This window comes from Streptomyces sp. JW3, assembly GCF_052216785.1.
Lineage (GTDB): Bacteria > Actinomycetota > Actinomycetes > Streptomycetales > Streptomycetaceae > Streptomyces.
Window position 1 is genome coordinate 2,151 of record NZ_JBQOUX010000026.1, and the last position, 18,901, is coordinate 21,051.

General features: G+C 72.7%; 12 protein-coding genes. 3 read left to right on the forward strand and 9 right to left on the reverse strand.

The window, feature by feature from the left end:
• From ACTT8P_RS13605 to eccD, 6 genes are all read right to left on the reverse strand, one after another.
• A partial coding sequence (locus ACTT8P_RS13605; RefSeq protein ID WP_442831873.1) for an AAWKG family protein occupies positions 1–2,423 on the reverse strand: 2,423 nt, incomplete at its 3' end.
• A 92-nt stretch (positions 2,424–2,515) separates the two neighbouring features.
• Entirely contained in the window at positions 2,516–2,962 is a 447-nt protein-coding gene (locus tag ACTT8P_RS13610; RefSeq protein WP_442831874.1) for a type VII secretion system-associated protein, read from the reverse strand.
• 122 nt (positions 2,963–3,084) lie between these two features.
• Positions 3,085–3,408, reverse strand: coding sequence for a WXG100 family type VII secretion target (locus ACTT8P_RS13615; RefSeq protein WP_361164265.1), 324 nt, complete (start codon positions 3,406–3,408; stop codon positions 3,085–3,087).
• Positions 3,409–3,459: 51 nt separating this feature from the next.
• Positions 3,460–3,798, reverse strand: a complete 339-nt coding sequence (locus ACTT8P_RS13620) for a hypothetical protein (RefSeq protein WP_442831875.1) — start codon at positions 3,796–3,798, stop codon at positions 3,460–3,462.
• A 193-nt stretch (positions 3,799–3,991) separates the two neighbouring features.
• A complete protein-coding gene (gene eccB, locus ACTT8P_RS13625) occupies positions 3,992–5,578 on the reverse strand; it encodes a type VII secretion protein EccB (RefSeq protein WP_442831876.1) in 1,587 nt (528 codons plus the stop codon).
• 46 nt (positions 5,579–5,624) lie between these two features.
• The gene (gene eccD / locus ACTT8P_RS13630; protein WP_442831877.1) at positions 5,625–7,025 is read right to left on the reverse strand and encodes a type VII secretion integral membrane protein EccD; all 1,401 of its coding nucleotides are present in this window, start codon (positions 7,023–7,025) and stop codon (positions 5,625–5,627) included.
• Between the two features lie 354 nt (positions 7,026–7,379).
• Here eccD and eccCa point away from each other — a divergent pair, with 354 nt between their 5' ends.
• Positions 7,380–11,330 (forward strand): type VII secretion protein EccCa, encoded by a 3,951-nt coding sequence (gene eccCa, locus ACTT8P_RS13635; RefSeq protein WP_442831928.1) that lies wholly within the window; start codon positions 7,380–7,382, stop codon positions 11,328–11,330.
• Positions 11,331–11,836: 506 nt separating this feature from the next.
• On the opposite strand, the gene ACTT8P_RS13640 is transcribed toward eccCa, so the two are convergent.
• Both ACTT8P_RS13640 and ACTT8P_RS13645 read right to left on the reverse strand, forming a co-directional pair.
• Entirely contained in the window at positions 11,837–13,090 is a 1,254-nt protein-coding gene (locus tag ACTT8P_RS13640; RefSeq protein WP_442831878.1) for a S8 family serine peptidase, read from the reverse strand.
• 20 nt (positions 13,091–13,110) lie between these two features.
• Positions 13,111–16,452: a right-handed parallel beta-helix repeat-containing protein gene (locus ACTT8P_RS13645; protein ID WP_442831879.1), complete on the reverse strand. Its 3,342-nt coding sequence runs from the start codon at positions 16,450–16,452 to the stop codon at positions 13,111–13,113.
• Positions 16,453–16,722: 270 nt separating this feature from the next.
• Here ACTT8P_RS13645 and ACTT8P_RS13650 point away from each other — a divergent pair, with 270 nt between their 5' ends.
• Positions 16,723–17,922 carry a hypothetical protein gene (locus ACTT8P_RS13650; protein ID WP_442831880.1) on the forward strand — a complete coding sequence of 400 codons (1,200 nt, stop codon included), beginning with the start codon at positions 16,723–16,725 and terminating at the stop codon, positions 17,920–17,922.
• Between the two features lie 47 nt (positions 17,923–17,969).
• Here ACTT8P_RS13650 and ACTT8P_RS13655 read toward each other — a convergent pair whose 3' ends face one another.
• Positions 17,970–18,104: a hypothetical protein gene (locus ACTT8P_RS13655; protein ID WP_442831881.1), complete on the reverse strand. Its 135-nt coding sequence runs from the start codon at positions 18,102–18,104 to the stop codon at positions 17,970–17,972.
• Between ACTT8P_RS13655 and ACTT8P_RS13660 the strand changes: the two genes are divergently transcribed.
• Complete coding sequence (locus ACTT8P_RS13660) at positions 18,103–18,897, forward strand: ABC transporter ATP-binding protein (protein WP_442831882.1); 795 nt, start codon at positions 18,103–18,105, stop codon at positions 18,895–18,897. The genes ACTT8P_RS13655 and ACTT8P_RS13660 overlap by 2 nt on opposite strands.
• Positions 18,898–18,901 lie beyond the last annotated feature (4 nt).

The following is an 18,901-nucleotide window of genomic DNA, read 5'->3' on the forward strand; positions in this document are numbered from 1 at the left end:
GGGAAGTCGGTGGTGAGGGTGCCGTCGTCGTTGAGGGTGGTGGTGGACCCGTCCGGGTTGGTGAAGGAGTCGCCGGGGTTGAGCTGTTCGGTGGTGACGTTGCCGGCCGGGTCGGTGACGGTGATCTGGCCGGTGTCCGGGTTGAGCACCTCCGTCGAACCGTCCGGGAAGGTGGTCGTCACCGTCCCGTCGCCGTTGAGCTGCGCGGTGGACCCGTCCGGCGTGGTGAAGGTGCCGTCGCTCGGGTTCAGCGTCGACTCCGTCAGGGTGCCGTCCGGGTTCAGGGTGCTGACCTGGCCGGTCGCCGGGTCGAGGGTCTGCTCCGTGCCGTCCGGGAAGGTGGTGGTCAGCGTGCCGTCGTCGTTGAGCGAGGTGGTCGAGCCGTCCGGGTTGAGCACGCTGGTCCCCGGATTGAGCTGGGAGGTCGAGGTGACACCGTCCGGCGAGGTGGTGGTGACCAGGCCGGTGTTCGGGTCGATGGTCTGGGTGGAACCGTCGGAGAACGTGGTGGTGAGGGTGCCGTCGTCGTTGAGCTGAGTACTGCCGCCGGTGGGGGAGTTCAGCAGCGACGAGCCGCCCTTCGTGGTGTCGTCCGAGTCGGTCGACGTCAGCCCGTTGCCCGTCAGCCCGTTGCCCAGCGCGTTCAGCGCGGACAGGGTGCTCGCCGTCTCGGGACCGGTGCTCCCGTTCAGCGTCTCGTCGGTGATCGGATTCCCGTTGCTGTCGAGCCCCAGGTTGTTGAGGCTGTCGGTGCTGGTCAGGCCGTCCCCGAGGTCGCCCAGACCGTCACCGAGGTCGCCCAGGCTGTCGTTCAGACCGTCATTGAGGTTGGTGAACCCGTCCCCGAGGTCGTTCAGGCTGTCGTTCAGACCATCGTTGAGGTCGGTGAGGTTGTCGTTCAGCCCGTCGTTGAGGTCCTCGAAACCGTCGCCGAGATCGTTGAGGCTGTCGTTCAGTCCGTCATTGAGGTCGTTGAACCCGTCCCCGAGGTCGTTGAGGTTCTCGTTCAGGTCCTCGTTGAGGTCGTTGAAGTCGTCGCCGAGGGTGTTGATGTTGTCGTTGAGATCGTCGAGGTAGTCGTTGAGCTTGTCGTTGTTCGCGTTGGCCTCGTCCTCGGCGAGGTCGGCCTCCTCCTCCGCGAGTACCTCGGCGAGCGTCTCGGAGTTCTTGTTGGTGACTTCCTTGTCGAAGGCGTCCTGCACGTCGGCCCAGGCGTTCTTCACGTTGCTGAGCGCGTCGATGGCGGGCTGCTTCAGCATGTCGTCCGCGTGGTTCGACCAGCTCTCGACGGCGGCGTCGGCGATCTTCGTCCAGGTGGTGTGCTGGGTGAGGTCGCCGTACTCGGAGGTCTGCTTGAACTCCGCGGTGGTCGAGTAACTCTTGTACGTGCCGCCGCCGCTCGGACTGGAGTAGGTGTTGGTCTCCACCTGGACGTGCGGGACATTGTTGTCGATGACCCACTCGGCGACCTTGTCGAGGATCTGCTTGACGTGGTAGTGCGGGTCGTGCTTGCCGTCCTTGGCCCAGTTGGTCCACGCCGTCTGGAGGTCGCTGATCGCCTCCTTCAGCGCGTTCTGCGCGGCGGCCAGCGCGTCGCTCAGTTCCGACTTCGGCACGTAGCCGCCCAGCGTGCTGTTCTTGGCGGCGTAGTCCCGGCCCCCCAACTGGGAGACGTAACCGTCGTAATTGGTTTTCAGCTCGTCCAGCAGGTGCCAGAAGAGGCTGGCCGCCTTGCCCTTCCAGGCGGCCTGGTCCTCGCCCAGCGAGGTCATCCACTGGTTGACGATGTCCGAGCGGGCCTGGAAGAAGCTCATCGCCCGGTCGAAGGACTGCCCGGTGTCCTCGAAGGACTTCAGCTCCACGGCGTTGTCGTCGATGACCGACAGGCCGCTGTAGCTCCAGCCCTTCGTGGAGTAGTTCGGGCCCGTCAGCAACTGGTCCAGCGCCAGCTTGCTGCCGGAGATGTACTGCGCCATCGGCCCGGAGTCCCACTGCACATGCGAGTACGAGCCCTCGAACGCGCCACCGCTGGTGATCTGCCCGTCGCCCCACAGAGTGGCCCGGCCGTCGGAGTCGACGGACACCCCGATCATCACGATCCGGGCCTTCTTCAGGCTCACGCTGTTGTGCGCGCCGTCCCCGCCGGCGTCGTAGAAGGCGAGGTCGTAGTCCTCACCGTTGTTGATCTGGTAGCCACCGATGGCGGAGTAGTCCTCCGGCGCGACCGCCCGCATGCTCTGGCCCTTGATGTCCATCCGGAACAGCTTCAGGTCGGAGAAGTCGTCCCCGCTGTCGCTGCTCAGGCTGTCGAACAGGGAGGAACGGGGTGGAATCGTGTAACCGGTGAAATTGGAGACGGCCTGGGCGAAGTAGTCGTCGGGGTCGTACGTCGGGGTACCGGAGGTGCTGGTGCCGTCGGCCATGGGGCTGAGCTCCGCTGCTGAGGGGGGAGGGAAGGGACGGGTGAGGGCCGGACGCGGGCCGGGCGGCCGGACGAAGCCGCCGCGGCCCCGCGTCAGTCGTCGCTGCCGGTGCCGCTCATGTCGTCGTCGACCGTGTCGAAGATGTCCATCAGCTTCTCGCCGTCGATCGAGGTGAGACTGTCACCCTGCGTCTTGAGCAGAGTGGTGATCGTCTCCCCCAGCGCGTCGTCGATGTCGTCGAACAGGGTCTTCTGGCTCGTGAAGATGTCGTCCAGGCTGGTGGCCTGCGTCTTCAGGGCCGTGACCAGCGCGCCGCCGCCGGTCGGGTCCTCGGTGTCGCCGCCGCCCATCAGCCCGATCCGCAGGATCTTGGCGGCGCCCGACGCCGAGCCGGTGCCGGTCTCGGCGACCAGGTTCTTCAGCGACCGGACGCCCGCCTTGTCCTTGCGGATCTCCAGCAGGGCGTCGATGAAGTCCGCGACATCGTTGTTCCTGAAGTTCTTGAGCGCCTCTGAGTCAAGATGGGTGAGGTCTGCCATGAAGTGCCTCCGCTGGCGGAATGCGCCGGACCGGGCGTTGCGGCCCGGCGCCGGTACGGGGAGATACCGGTACCGCGCCGACCGGGCAGGAGCCGGTCGGCGCGGTGGGGACGCGGGCCGGCTCAGCGGCCGATGGTCACCTCGGACCACATCTGGCTGAGCGAGTTCTCGCTGTACTTGTAGTTGCCGGAGATGTCGTTCAGGAGCGCCGCGTGCGACGTGAGCAGCGTCTCCATGTTCTGCACCGCGGCGTCCCACGCGGCCTGCTTCTGGCGGTAGGTGTCGGCGTCGTTTCCGTACCAGGTCTTGGACAGCTCGCTCAGCTCTGCCTCAAGATTGGACAGGGTCTGGGCGATCGCCTTGGTCTGCATCACCATGTCGTCCGCCGCGTTCGACATGTGGTTGTAGCTGACGTAGATGTAACCGTCGCTCAGGTTGTCTGCCACGGTCTGCCTCTTTCACACGATGCGGAGGGTGGGGGGAGGCCGGTCCGGCGGTCAGCCGACCAGCTGGTCGAAGGCCGACTGCGAGGCGTTGTACGCCTGGTTGATCGCGTCGTTCGACGAACCCTGGGTCTTGTTGTGCTCGACGAGGCTCTGGTTCAGCCGGTCGATGACGTCCTCGAGGTTCTTGAGGATGATGTTGCACTGGCCGTCCCACTGCGCGAGGAGCTGGCCGTACTGGCCGCCGTCGCTGCCCTGGTAGCCGGAGCCCAGGGCGGACTTGGTGCTGTCGACATCCTGGCGGATCTTCATGATGCCGCTGAAGGCCGACTCAAGGGCCTGGATGCCGTTCCGGGTTGATGATTCGCTTGACTGCTGGCCGTCTCCCGCCATCGTCCCACCTTTCATAAGCCGGATCTTGTTCGAGCAACGTGAGCCTAAAGTGGTGCTTGTTGCAAACACAACAAGCTGAGGAAGATCTGAGGTCCCGGAAGCAGAGCTTCCCGGATGCTTAACCGGCGAGAAACCTGGCCGGAACCCGACCGGATCCCGACCGGATCCCGGCCGGGCGCCGCGTTCCGCCAAGTCAGTCGCCCGCGACGGCCCTTGGCGCACCGGCCGCCGCCGGACCCGCGGGCCCGTCCGCCTTCCCGGCCGCCGTCGCGGCGCCCTTCCCGGCGTCGCCCCCGGGGCCCTGCTCGGCACCGGCGCCGCTGTCGGCGCACTGGCCGGCCGCCGCGCCGGCCGCCGCACCCGTTGCCGCCTGCCGCGACCCCGCCGCCGCGGCCGTGTCCAGGTCCGGGCCGGTCGGCAGCAGCGACAGCAGGGTGGACGGCACCCGCACCGCCGACGCCTCGTCGTAGCCGAGCGCGGCGAGCGCCTCCGCGTCCGTGATGCGGTACTTCACCCCGTCGTCGCCCACCAGGAACGTGGTGTCGCCGACCGCCGCGCCGGCCGAGCCGAGCACCCGCACCAGCGTGCCGTGCCCGGGGCGCGTCACCACCTGGTCCACCGCCACGCAGGCCGGTGTCGCCGCCGCCGGATCGGCCTGGGCGACCGGCGCCAGCGCCGTCTGCTCGACCCGCACCGAGGTCACCCGCACCGTGTCGCCGTCCGGGTCCACCTGTGTACACGCCGCCTGCTCGGCGGGCAGCCGCACCGCGCTCGGCGGCGCGTCCGGCAGCCCGGTCACCGACGGGTCCGTACCCGCCGTGCCCGGCGCCTGGTGCGCCCGCAGGTCGGAGACACCGATCGGGACGGCCGTCGGGGACACCCCGGCGTAGGCGTCCTCGCGGGTGTCCGGGTCGCCCAGCAGCAGCACCGACTGGGTCGCCGTCACGGCGTGCAGCCCGTCCTTCTGGAGCACGTAGTCCTGGCTGCCGGAACCCGCCGCCACCCGGAACACCTGCCCCACCTTCGTCTCCCGTCCGGCCAGCTCCGGCCCCGCCGCGCCCCGGCCGGTGACCTTCAGGGTGGCCAGCTTCGGACCGCTCACCAGGGCGTCCAGGAACGCCGCCGACACCGGACGCGGTGTCACCGCGCCGTAGCCCAGGGACTCCGCGGCACCCGAGTCCTCGTCCAGTTCCAGCCGGCTGCCCTGCCACACCAGGTAGGTCCGCTCGTCCGGACCTCGCACCACCAGCCCCGAGCCCGCGCCGATCGGGCTGGTCGCCACCGGCGCCCCCGGCACCACCGTGGTCCGCTCGCCGGTGCCCGTCGAGCACACCTGCCACGCCGAGGTCTCCAGGTCGCCGGCGCCCGGCACCGCGTCCGGAGCGCCGGCGATGCCCACCGGCGTGCCCACCGGGGTGCCCTCCAGGGACGCCGTGCGCACCGACGTGGTCTCCAGGGCGGCGCCGCCGATCAGCATCGCCGACGCGTAGTTGCGCACCGGCCGCAGCCGGCCCTCGGTGTACAGGTAGCGGGCGCCGGTGTCCTCGTTGACGATCAGCGTGTCGCCGCTGCGCCACGCGTCGTTGCCGCCCGGCCGCAGCAGCCCGTAGACGAAGGCGCCGGCGGCGACCAGGATGGCGACGATGATCCCGATCAGGGCGCCGCGCGTGGTGCGGCCCAGCGGGCTCTCCGGGGCGTCGGGGTCGGCCAGCAGCATCCCCGAGGTCAGCCGCCCCATCATGAACGTGTGCGCTTGCACCTGGTCGCGCTTGGACCGCACGGTTGCCTCCTGGCGGGTGAGTGGTTCGTGGTGGTCGCGGGGCCGGTCAGCCGTTCCAGCCGCGCAGGGCGCCGAACACGCCCAGCAGCCAGAGCGTCAGCGGCAGCAGGGCGATCGCGAGCAGCGAGTGCAGCAGCTCCGCCGCCCGGCCCCAGTACGGCACCAGGCGCCGCCCGGGGACCGTCCACACCGCCACCGTCAGCACCGTCGCCACCACCAGCAGACCCGCCACCAGCAGCGCCCGGTCCACCCCCCGCAGGTCCAGGCCCCAGCCGAACGCCAGCAGCAGCAGACCCCAGGCGCCGGGCAGCACCAGCACCAGCCGCTGCGCGATGTTGACCAGCCCCCGGCCGTGCAGGAGCAGCAGCAGCGACAGGGTCAGCGCGCACAGCAGCGCCGGCAGGTTCGGCCGGTAGGCCAGCGCCACCAGACAGGCCGACGCCAGCACGCCCGTCGCGCCGTACAGCGCCGTCATCCACTCCCCGGCCAGCTCGGTGCGGACCGCCACGTCGGCGCCCCGGTAGGGGTCGATGCCCTCCTGCAACTGGCCGGCGTTGGTCGGCAGGGCCGGCATCCGCATGCCCGCGAACCGGAACGACAGCGCCGGCACCAGCCCGCCGAGCAGCACCGTCAGCATCGCCACCACGCCCGCCGCGCCGGCCGGCCGCACCTCGAATACGGTCATGACGCCGCCGCCCACCGCCACCGCGCACGCCGTCAGCGCCGACGCCAGGAACAGCGGCGCCCGCACCGCGGTGGCCGCCAGCGCCAGCACCGCACCGCCCGCCCACGGCGCCGCCGCCGCCAACAGCCGGGCCCCCAGCACCTGGTGGGCCTGCGGCCCGCTCAGCTCACCGCCCGGCACCAGCCAGCCCGCCAGCGCCAGCGCCGGGGAGGCCAGCAGCCCGAGCACCGCGCCGGTGGCGCCGTCGCCCACCGCCCGGCTCGCCGAGGCCGCGCCGGCCAGCAGCAGCGCCCCGGTGACACAGGCCGCGCCCGCGCGCAGCGCCACCGAGCCGCCCGGCCAGGCCAGCAGGGCCAGACCGGCCAGCACGGCCACGGTGATCAGGACCCGCAGCAGATGCCGCGCCGCCCCCTCGCTCCAGTCGTGCAGCCGGTCCCGGGTGACCGACGCGATGCCGTCCACCAGGTCGTCCAGGCGCACCTCGGGCAACGCCTCGGTGTGCGGCCGCAGATGCAGGGTCTCGCCGTCGGTCAGACCGAGCGAGGCGAGCGTGGCCTCCTCGTCGAGCGGCGGTCCGCCCAGCCGCTGGAGTATCCAGCCGTCGTGTTCGAGGCCGTGCTCCTCGGCGTCCTCGCCGGCGTACCGCAGCACTGTCGGCAACAGGTCGGCGACCGGCACGTCGGAGGGCACGGCGAGGTCGATGGTCTGGCGCGGGGCGCGCACGGTCAGGTGGCACAGATCGGCCACGGAGGTGTCGGTCATACCGGGGCTCACGTCTCCTGGGCGTCGGGACGGGGGGTGGCGTGTGCTGGGCGACATACCACTGAGGGGGGCGGGCGCGGCGAGATGGTCTGGCGGTGAGGAAGTGACACGGGATGGGGGAGGGGGTGACGTGGACTTACGGAGTTGACGGGGTGCACACTACTGTCACTCCCCGAGGTCGTCGTCAAGGGGAGTCCCGGCAGCGTTCGGGGCACATCACCGGCCGAACCCGCGCCCCGCGCGGGGCCGGCCGCCGCTCCCGGAGCCCCCCCCCACGTGCTCGATGACCCGTTAGGAGCCCCAGCGTTGAGCGTGGTCCTGTTCCGCCGTCCGGCCCGTCGCCGCGGACCCGACATGCCGAGCGGCGAGTTGACCCTTCAGGAACCGCCGACCCTGATGGAGACCGTGCCGGACACGTCCGCGGTGTGGACGTACCTGCCGATGGCCATGATGTCGGTCTCCATGATGCTGATGTTCCTGCGCATGGGCGGAATGGCGTACGGCGCCTTCATGTACATCGCGCTCGGCATCATGGGACTGGCCGTCGTCGCGATGCTGGTCGGCCAGTACATGCGCAAGGCCGGCGACCGCAAGCAGCGGCTGCGCGGCGAGCGCCGCGACTACCTGCGCTACCTCGCGCAGAGCCGGCGCACCGTGCAGCGCACCGTGGTCGAGCAGCAACTGGCCCTCGCCTGGCGCCATCCCGAGCCGCAGGTGCTGCGCTCCATGGTGCGCACCACCCGGCTGTGGGAGCGCCGCCCCAAGGACGTCGACTACGGCGAGGTCCGCGTCGCCGTCGGCGACCAGCAGCTCGCCCTGCGCCTCAACCCCGTCTCCACCAAGCCGGTCGAGGACCTGGAACCGCTGTGCGCGCACGCCCTGCGCCGCTTCATCCGCGCCTACAGCACCGTGCCCGGCCAGCCCATCGCCCTCTACCTGCGCTCCTGGTCCCGGCTGCTGCTGCGCGGCGACCTCGACGCGGGCCGCGACATGCTCCGCGCCGCCCTGTGCCAACTGGCGGTCTTCCACCCGCCGGAGGAGGTGTGGATCGCGGTCTGCGCGGACGACGAGCACCGCGCCGAGTGGGAGTGGGTGAAGTGGCTGCCGCACAACCAGCACCCGCAGGAGACCGACGGCGCCGGCCCGCTGCGGATGGTCGCCGCCGCCTTCACCGACCTGGAGAACCAGCTCGGCAGCGAGTTCGCCGAGCGGCCCGCCTTCGACCCGGACGCCGTACCCGGCCGGGACGAACCGCTGGTCATCGTCGTCGTGGACGGCGCCACCGTCCCCGCCGGCCACCGCTTCGACGGCCCCGGCTTCCGCAACGCCGTCGTCGTCGACCTGTCCGCCACCCTTACCTGGCGCCCCGGCCGCACCACCCTGCGGCTCGACGTCGCGCCCGACGCCGTCGCCCTGGTGCGCACCGACCGCAGCCGCAAGGAGCAGACCACCGTCCTCGGCCGCCCCGACCGGGTCGGCCCGCGCGCCGCCGAGTCGCTGGCCCGGCTGATCTCCCCGTACCGCATGAGCCTCACCGCCGACGCGGCCGAACCGCTCTCCGCCGACGTGGAGCTGACCACCCTGCTCGGCATCCCCGACCTGCACCGCCTGGAGCCGGACGTGCTGTGGCGCCGGCACACCGGGGCCGGCCGGCTGCGGGTGCCGGTCGCGGTCGGCGCCGACGGCCGCCCGGTCGAACTGGACATCAAGGAGTCCGCGCAGGGCGGCATGGGCCCGCACGGCATGCTCATCGGCGCCACCGGCTCCGGCAAGTCCGAACTGCTGCGCACCCTCGTGCTCGGCCTCGCCCTCACCAACTCCTCCGAGACCCTCAACTTCGTCCTGGTCGACTTCAAGGGCGGCGCCACCTTCCTCGGCCTGGACGAACTCCCGCACACCAGCGCCGTCATCACCAACCTCGCCGACGAGGCCGCCCTCGTGGAGCGCATGCAGGACGCCCTGCACGGCGAACTGCTGCGCCGCCAGGAACTGCTGCGCGCGGCCGGCAACTACACCTCCGCCCTGGACTACGAACGGGCCCGGGCCGGCGGCGCCGACCTCACCCCGCTGCCCAGCCTCTTCGTCGTGGTCGACGAGTTCAGCGAACTGCTCGCCGCGCACCGCGAGTTCATGGAGCTGTTCGTGATGATCGGCCGGCTCGGCCGCTCGCTCGGCGTGCACCTGCTGCTCGCCTCGCAGCGCCTGGACGAGGGCCGCATGCACCAGCTGGAGTCGCACCTGTCCTACCGGGTCGGCCTGCGCACCTTCTCCGCCATGGAGTCCCGCGGCGTCCTCGGCGTCCCCGACGCCTACGAACTGCCCTCCCAGCCCGGCAGCGGCTACCTCAAGAGCGGCGTCGAGGCCCTCACCCGGTTCCGCGCCGCCTACGTCTCCGGCCCCTACCGGCGCCGCGGCGGCGCCGTCGCCCAGGCCCGGGTGGCCAGCCAGGTCGTGCCCTGGTCCGCCGGGTACGTGGTGCCCCGCGCCCCCGCCCCGGCCGTACTGGAACCGGAGCCGGCGGAGGAGTCGGAGGACGGCGCGACCCTGCTGTCGGTGGCGCTGGAGCGGCTGCGCGACGCCGGACCGCCCGCCCACCGGGTGTGGCTGCCGCCGCTGGAGGACGCCGCCCCGCTGGACGTCCTGCTCGGCGGCCTGGAGACGGTCCCGGGGCGCGGCCTGACCGCCCCCCACTGGAAGGGCACCGGCCGGCTGCGGGTCCCGGTCGGCCTGGTCGACAAGCCCTTCGACCAGCGCCGCGACCCGCTGCTCGTCGACCTCGGCGCGGCCGGCGGCCACGTCGCCGTCGCGGGCGGCTCGCAGAGCGGCAAGTCCACCGTGCTGCGCAGCCTCATCCTCGCCCTCGCCCTCACCCACACCCCGCGCGAAGCGCAGTTCTACTGCCTCGACTTCGGCGGCGGCACGCTCTCCCAGCTCACCGGGCTGCCGCACGTCGCGGGCGTCGCGGCCCGGCTGGACACCGAGCGGATCAGCCGCACCGTCGCCGAGGTCACCGCCGTACTCACCCAGCGCGAGCAGTTCTTCCTCGACCACTCCATCGACTCGATGGCCACCTACCGGCGCCGCCGCGCCGCCGGGGAGTTCCCCGACGAACCGCACGGCGACATCTTCCTGGTGATCGACGGCTGGTCCGCGGTCCGGCAGAACTTCGACCAGTTCATCCCGACGTTCAACCAGATCGCCACCGGCGGCCTCAACTACGGCATCCACCTCATCGTCGCCACCGCCCGCTGGCTGGAGCTGACCGCGCCGGTGCGCGACCAGGCCGCCACCCGCCTGGAACTGCGGCTCGGCGACACGATGGACTCCGTGGTGGACATCCGCAAGGCCGCCGCCGTGCCCCGTACCCCGGGCCGCGGCCTCACCGTCGACGCCAAGCTGCACTTCCTGTCCGCGCTGCCCCGCGCGGACGGCTCGGCCGACCCCGAGACGCTCAGCGACGGCGTCGCCGACCTGGTCGAGCGGATCGCCGGCGCCTGGACCGGGCCGCGCGCCCCGCAGGTACGGATGCTGCCGCACCGGCTGCCGGTCGCCGAACTGCCCGCGCCGGAACTCGGCCAGGGCAACGCCCTCAAGCTGGCGCTCGGCCAGGACGAGGAGACCCTCGGCACCGTCTGGCACGACTTCTCCCGCACCCCGCACCTGATCGCCGTGGGCGACACCGAGAGCGGTAAGACCAACCTGCTGCGGGTGGTCGCCGACGCCATCGTCGCCCGCTACGCGCCCACCGAGGCCCGCATCCTGGTCGTCGACTACCGCCGCGACCTGGTCGAGGCGGTGCCGGAGGAGTACCGGCTGGGGCACGCGGTCTCCGTCGACGGCCTCAAGCAACTGGTCGGCGGTTCCGCCAAGGCGCTCCAGACCCGGTTGCCCGGCCCGGAGATCACCCCGGCCCGGATGCGCGGCGCCGACTGGTGGAACGGGCCCCGCCTGTTCGTCCTCGTCGACGACTACGACATGGTCGGCGGCGGCACGGTCATGGACCACCCCTTCGCGCCGCTCTTCGACCACCTCGCCCTCGGCCACGAACTGGGCCTGCACCTGGTCGTGGTGCGCTCCGCCACCGGCGCCGGCCGCGGCCTGGGCGACCAGCTCCTGCGCCGCCTGGACGAGGTCAACACCCCGGGCCTGCTGATGTCCGCCCCGCCGTCCGAGGGCTACCTCTTCGGCAACGTCAAGCCACGCGTCCTGCCCCCGGGCCGCGCCCTGCACATCGTCCGCCGCAAACCGGTCCTCATCCAGACCCCGCTGGCAGCGGGCACGGATTCCGCCTCGTCCGAGGGGTGAGACGGGACCGTTCGGGCTGAAGCGGGGGAGGGGGGCTGGGGCGCGGCCCCCTAGGGATGGGCTCGGGGCGTCGGTCAGGGGCCCAGGGGGCCGGAGTGCGGTCTCCAGGGCCGGATTGGGGCACCGGTCAGGGCGTCGACGCGCTCGGCGGGCGGGGACGCGGCCGTTCAGGCCGAAGCGGGGTTCCTCGGGCCCGGGGCGCGACCCCTGGAAACGGGTTGGGGCATGGGTCCGGGGCGCGGCCCGCCAGGAGCGGGCTGGAGCACCGGGCAGGGGCCCGGGGCGCGACCCCTGGAAACGGGTTGGGCGCACGGGTCCGGGCGCGGCCCCAGGGACGGGTGGGGGCACCGGTCAGGGGCCTGAGGTCCAGGGACGCGGCCTCCGGGGCGGGTTGGGGCACCGGTCAGCGGCCCGAGGCCAGGGAGGCGCCCCCCGGGGCGGATTGGGGCACCGGTCAGCGGCCCGAGGTCCTGGGACGCGGCCTCCGGGACGGGTCGGGGCACCGGTCAGGGGCCCGACGTCCCCCGGGCCCCCGGGTTCGTCGGGCGCCAGCCGTTGCGCCGGCCGCGGGGGATGACGATCGCCAGCCAGACCACCGTGATCACCACGGCGAGACCCCCCACCGCCGGCCACAGGGCGCGGCGCAGCGGCCCGGCCGCCTTGTCCGGCGGCATGCTCACCGCCGCGGCCTGGTCTTTCGGAGCGGCGACCGCGGCCGTCGACGGCAGCACCGAGGTGACCGCGGCGTACGGGTCGACGCGGGGCACCTCGGCCGGGTAGGCGGTGGACCGCAGCAGACTCGCGGTCTGCGCGGCCGTCAGCTCCGGGTGCACGGAGCGCACCAACGCCGCCGCGCCCGCCACGAATCCGGCCGCCAGCGAGGCGCCCGAGCCGATGTAGTGGCCGTCCTTCGCCGGGCCGATGCCGACGACCCCGTCGCCGGGGGCGGCGAGCAGCGCGCTGCCGGTGGTGTACGCGCCGGTCGGCCGGTCGCCGTTCTTGTCCACGTCCAGGACGGACAGCACACCGTCCGAGGCGGCCGGGTAGAAGTCCTGGGCCGGCGGGTCCTCGCTCACGCCACCGGTCGGCACGTCCGGCACGGCCGCGGCCACCAGCAGTACGTCCTTCTTCGCGGCGGCCTCGACCGCCGACCGCAGCGCGGCCGTGTCGGCGCCGAACGCCGCCGACACGGTCACCACCTTCGCACCGCCCTCGACGGCGGCCTCGATGCCCTCGGCAACCCGGCCGGGCGTGACGGCGCCGCGCTCGTCGGTGCCGCGCACCGCGAGGACCCGCGACTGCGGGGCCACGCCCGCGAACTTCACGCCCTTCTCCACCTGGGCGGCGATCAGACCCGCGACGAAGGTGCCGTGCCCGACGCAGTCCGTGCCGGCCGCGCCGACCGCCGTGACCCGGCCCTTCAGCGCGGGCACCGACGTGGACACGCCGGTGTCGACCACGCCGACGGTCACCCCGGCGCCCGAGGCGAACTGCCAGGCCCGGCCGAGCTGGAGGCCGACCTGCTCCCACGGCACGGCGGTGGCCCGCCGGCCCGAGCCCTCGGTGCAGGAGTCGGTGGCGGTCAGCTCCGCCTTCAGCACCGGCAGCTCCACCGTGTCGCCGTCGGCCGCAGCCGCGCGCTGGGCACCGGCACCGCACACACCAGCCGCCAGCAGCAGCGCCAGCGCGCCGGCGACGGGCCGCAACGCCCGTGTCGTACGTGCCGCATGCGCCGTACGTGCCGTACGCGTCGTGCTCATCGTCTTCGTCTTCCTCACCGTCACGCCCCGGCCCGCTGGCCGGCGGCGGGCGCCGACGCCGGATCGGTCAGGTCCTCCGGAAGCAGCAGCCGCAGGTCGTCGAGGCTGGGCGCGGCCACCCGGCTGAGCCGGCCCGCCTGCCGGGTCATCATCCGCTCCAGCACCTGCCGGGCGGTGCGCGCGTTGCCGAACGACCGGTCGCGCGGCAGCGTGTCGAAGTGCTGCCGCAGCACCGAGCCGAGCCCCGTGCCGCACTCGTAGCCCGCCTGGAGCGCGTGCTGGCGCACGATCGTGACCAGCTCGTCGGAGGAGTAGTCGGCGAACTCGATCTTCCGGGAGAACCGCGAGGTCAGACCCGGGTTGGAGGCCAGGAACCGCTGCATCTCGGCGGTGTAGCCGGCCACGATGACCACCACCTCGTCGCGGTGGTCCTCCATCAGCTTCAGCAGCGTGTCCACCGCCTCCCGGCCGAAGTCCGCGCCGGACCCCTCGCGCGGGGTGAGGGTGTACGCCTCGTCGATGAACAGGACACCGCCCAGCGCCCGCTGGAACACCTCCGTGGTGAGCTGCGCGGTGTGGCCCACGTAGCGGCCGACCATGTCGGCGCGGGACACCTCGACGAGCTGGCCGCGGGGCAGCACGCCCAGGGAGACCAGGAGTTCGCCGTAGAGCCGGGCCACGGTGGTCTTGCCGGTGCCGGGCGGGCCGGTGAAGACCAGGTGGTGGCTGAGCCGCGGCACCGGCAGCCCGGCGGCCTCCCGCTGCCGGGCCGTGGAGACCAGGTTGACCAGGTCGGTGACGTCCCGCTTGACCGCCGAGAGCCCGACCAGGGCGTCCAGCCGGCTCAACGCGTCGTCGCCGGCGTCGAGACCGTCCGGACCGGCCTCGGCCTCGCGGGCGGCCTCCTCGCTGATGTCCTGCGGCAGCAGCAGCGTCAGGTCCTCCTCGGTGACCTGGCTCAGCGCGGCCAGCCGCATCGCCTGCCGGTCCACCATCTCCTCGAACACCTGCCGCGCCGCGCGGCCGTTGCCGAACCCGGCGTCCTTCGGTATCCGCTCGAAGTGCGTGGACAGCGCCCGGCGGGTCTCGTCGTTCAGCACGTACTGGTGCCGCCCGCACATGCTCTCCACGATCTCCACCAGCTCGGGCACCGAGTAGTTCTCGAACTCGACGGTGCGGGAGAAACGGGAGGCCAGGCCCGGGTTGGAGTTCAGGAAGCTGCGCATCTCTTTGGAGTAGCCGGCCGCCACGACCACCACGTCCTCGCGGTGGTCCTCCATCAGCTTCAGCAGGGTGTCCACCGCCTCCCGGCCGAAGTCGACGCCCGAACCGCGGGAGTCGGCGGTCAGCGTGTACGCCTCGTCGATGAAGAGCACCCCGCCCAGCGCCCGTTCGAAGGTCTCGGTGGTCTTGATGGCGGTACCGCCGATGACCTGGGCGACCAGGTCGGCACGGGACACCTCGACCAGGTGCCCGGAGCGCAGCGCCCCCAGCTCGGCGAGGATCGTGCCGTAGAGCCGGGCCACGGTGGTCTTGCCGGTGCCGGGCGGGCCGGCGAAGACCAGGTGCCGGCTCATCGGCGGCGCCGACATGCCGAGCTGGGCCCGGCGCCGGGCCAGCTGGGTCAGGTTGACGAGGGTGCGGACCTGTTCCTTGACGTGGCCCAGGCCGATCAGGCCCTCCAGCGAGGCCATCGGCCCGTCCGGCCGCCCGGGGCCGTCCGACTCCGGGACGGTGCCCGCCGGGTCGGTGCCCTCGGCCTCGCCGTAGCCCCAGGCGTCGCGGGCCTCGTTGCCGGTGCTGGTGAGGTTCTCCACCGCCAGCCGGCCGTCCGCCTTGGACTGGACGAGGCCGCCGCCCTTGTTGTCCCGCACCGTGCAGCCGACCACCGACACCGGCGCGTCGGACTCCACCCGGATGCCGTCCCGGCCGTTGCCGGTGGCCTCGCAGCCGTTCAGGTTGGCCCGGCCGCCGTCGCGGACCAGGAAGCCGTGGTCGGTGGCGGCGGCGGCCCGCACCCGGGTCGCGGTCAGCTCGCCGCCGCTGTCCACCACCACGCCGCAGCCGCCCGCCGAGACCAGTTCGCCGTCGCGCAGCGCCGCCGTGCCCTCGCCGCCGATCTCCAGGCCGGCCCCGCCCGGGGCGCTCACCTTCAGGCCCGCCAGATAGACGTTGCCGCCGGTGCTGACCACCGCGCCGGCGCCGCCCGGTGTCTCCACCGCGCAGTCCTCGACCCGGCCCCGGCCGCCGTCGGTCACCGCGACGCCCGCGCCGCCCGCGCCGGTGATCCGGGCCCGCCGCACCAGCGGGTTGGCGCCGCCCTTGACGACCACGCCGCTGCCCTTGACGTCGACGATCTCCACCCGGTCCAGTTCGGCCGCCGAGTCCTCCTCCAGCAGGACACCCTCCGCGTCGCCGTCCCGGACGGTCAGCGAGGTCAGCGTCGGCGAGGAGGCGCCGGCCACCCGCAGCGCCGGGGCCTGCGCGCCGGTCAGCCAGCAGTCCTCGTACGTGCCGCGCGAACGGTCGGTGACGAAGAGGCCGTGGCCGGCCGTGCGGGAGGTGCGGCAGCGGCGCAGCACCGGGTCGGCGCCGTGCGAGACGATGATGCCCTGGCCGGTGGTGCCGTTGATCCGCACGTCGTCCATCTCGACCCGGGCGGCGCTGGTCAGGTGGGCGCCGACCGCGGTGTCGTGCACGACGGTCCGCAGCACCCGCGCCACGCTGCGCTCCTCCATGGCGAGGGAGGGCTTGTCGGTGGAGGACAGGTCGCAGTCCTCGACGGACACCTGGGCGTCGCCGTTGGCGAGGATGCCGTTGCCGCGCGCGTCGCGCACCGTGCAGCCGCGCACCGTCGCCCGGCCGCGCTCGCCGACCACCACACCGCTGGTGCCGAGGTGTTCGAGAGTGCAGGACTCCAGCGAACTCTCGGTGGCGGAGGTGACGACGACGCCGGCGCCGGTCCGGCTGGAGACCCGGCACTCGCGCATGGCGAGCGACCCCGAGTTGCGGGCGAGCACGGTCGCCCAGGAGGCGCCGGACAGATCACAGCCCTGCATGGCGACCTGCCCGTGGGAGGCGTCCACCGCGGGCACCTCCGGGTCCTGCCCCTGCACGACCAGGTCGGTCAGCATCACCGCGTCGACGCGCAGCGATATCGCCGTGCCCGTGCGCGGTGCCAGCCGGACGCTGCCGCGCGACTGTTCGGCGACGATGGTCACCCGGGTGGTGACGACAAGGTTTTCCTCGTACGTTCCCGGACGGACACTCAGCACCGCCCCACCGCGCGCCCTGGCCAGGGCCTCTGAGACCGTCCGGGCGTCCCCGGTGCCCTCCGGACAGACCGTCAGTACCTGGCGCACTCCGCTGACCTCCTCGTTTTGGCACCCGTGGGTGGCGGCCGGACCCATCATGCCTTCCTCTTACCTGCGATCCCACCCCGGACCGGTGACAGGCATGAGGCGACAGGGGCGCCGTACCCCCGGATTATGGGACGTTCCGCAACGTCCGTACCAGCATGGGCGCTAGTCCGGGCCGATAGTTAACGCGGGTGGAATGACGTGCCCCACATGAGTGTGCGTGAATGAGGCCGAGCACTGGGACGAGCGATGACCGCGGGACGGATGGGACGTATGGCGGACCGGACCGAATCAGCGACGAGCACGGCGGCCGAGGCAACGGCCGCCGAGAAGAAGACGGCGACGCCGGCAACCCCAGCGGAGCCGGCCACCGGAGCGGCCCCGAGCGCCCCCGACACGGAACCGGCACCCGCCAAGAGCACGCAGACACCCCCGCCCACCGCGGCCGAACCACCCACTGCGGCCGCCTCGGCGGAGTCGACCGTCAAGACGGAACCGGCTGCGAAGGCGAAGTCGCCGACCAAGACGGAACCGACCACCAAGACGGACCCGGCCACCAAGACGGAGTCGCCCACCAAGACGAAACCGGCCACCAAGACGGACCCGGCCACCAAGACGGAGTCGCCCACCAAGACGAAACCGGCCACCAAGGCGGAGCCGACCGCGGAGGCCGCCCTGGCGGCCACGGCCACGGCCACGGCCACCGCGGCCCCGGGAGCCCCGGCCCCCGGCGCCGAGGCCGCGCCGCACCCGGGCCGCCCCGGCCGTCCGCTGCTGGCGGGCGCCGCCCTGCTGGGCGCCGCGCTGGTGGCCGTGCCGGTGCTGCTGATGAACCGCGACGCCACACCGGAGCGGCACGACACGACCGTCGCCGAGGAGGCGGGCACGGTGCTGGGCGGCGGCGCGCCGACCTCGCAGGACCCGGAGGCGTACGCGTCGTCGAGCGCGTCTCCCTCGAAGACGGCCGCGCCCAAGAAGCCCGCCACGCCGAAGGCGGCGGCGAAGGAACAGGCCCCGGTGGCGGCGGCCCCGCCCGCCTCCCCCTCCGCGTCCGCGACCAAGAAGCCGGCGGCGACGAAGACCACCCCCAAGGCGACGAAGAAGGCGACCACGAAGGCGAAGCCGAAGGCACCGTCCCTCCCGGCCGAGATCACAGTCACGGCGACCCGGGTGCTGCGGGCCGGCGAGTCCATCGAGGCGAACAAGACCCGGCTGCGCATGCAGAACGACGGCAACCTCGTGGTCTACGACGAGAACAACAAGGCCCGCTGGGCCACGATGACCTTCGGCGACAACTACCAGGCGGTCTTCCAGGCGGACGGCAACCTGGTCGTCTACACCGCCGACAGCCGCCCGGTCTGGGCGAGCAAGACCCAGGGCCACGACGGCGCGACCCTGCGCCTCCAGGAGGACGGCAACCTGGTGATCTACTCGGGCGGCGCACCGATCTGGGCATCGAAGACCCAGCACTGAGCGCGCGGTCGAGGCCGGTCGGGACGAAGACGCCGGCGACCGGACGGTCAGATGACCGTGCCGACGTCCTGGGCGGTGACGGCGTCCAGCGCGCGTTCGGCGACGGCGGCGATGGTCATGGAAGGGTTGTTGCTGAGGTTGAACTCGTGTTGTCGTAGGGGCTGACGGGCTGCCGGGAACATGACGCGCATCGACTTCGACGGGGTCGGCATCGACATCGCCGGCACCCGGATCGTGTCCGACGTGTCGTTGAGCGTCGCGCCCGGCGAGATGGTGGGGCTGGTCGGGCCCAACGGAAGCGGCAGGTCCACGCTGCTGCGCAGCGCGTACCGGGTACTGAGACCCGTCGCCGGAGCGGTGCTCATCGGGGGCGAGGACGTGTGGGACCTGTCGGCGCGGGAGGCGGCCCGCCGCCGCGCGATCGTCACCCAGCACACCGTGCTCGGCGCCGAGTTCTCCGTCGAGGAGGTCGTCGCCATGGGCAGGACACCGCACAAGGGAATGCTCGACCGGGACGGCGCCGAGGACCGCCGTACGGTCCACCGGGCGCTGGAGGACGTGCACATGGCCTGGGCGGCCCGGCGCTCGTTCGCCACGCTCTCGGGTGGCGAACAGCAGCGGATCCTGCTCGCCCGCGCGCTCGCGCAGGAGGCGCGGCTGCTGATCCTCGACGAGCCGACCAACCACCTCGACGTGCGTGCCCAGTTCGAAGTACTGGATCTGCTGCGGCGCCTGGGTCTGACGACGCTCACCGCACTGCACGACCTGGACCACGCGGTCTCCTACTGCGACCGGGTCGCGGTCATGGCGGAGGGCCGGCTCGTGGCGGTGGGCGCCCCCGCCGACGTGCTGACACCCGACCTCGTGCACCGGGTCTTCGGGGTCCGCGCGGTGCTCGACAGCCCCCCGATCACCGGCGGGCCCCGTATCGCGGTCGCCTCCGCCGCTTCCGCGCCCGACCGATCCCCGTCCTGACAGG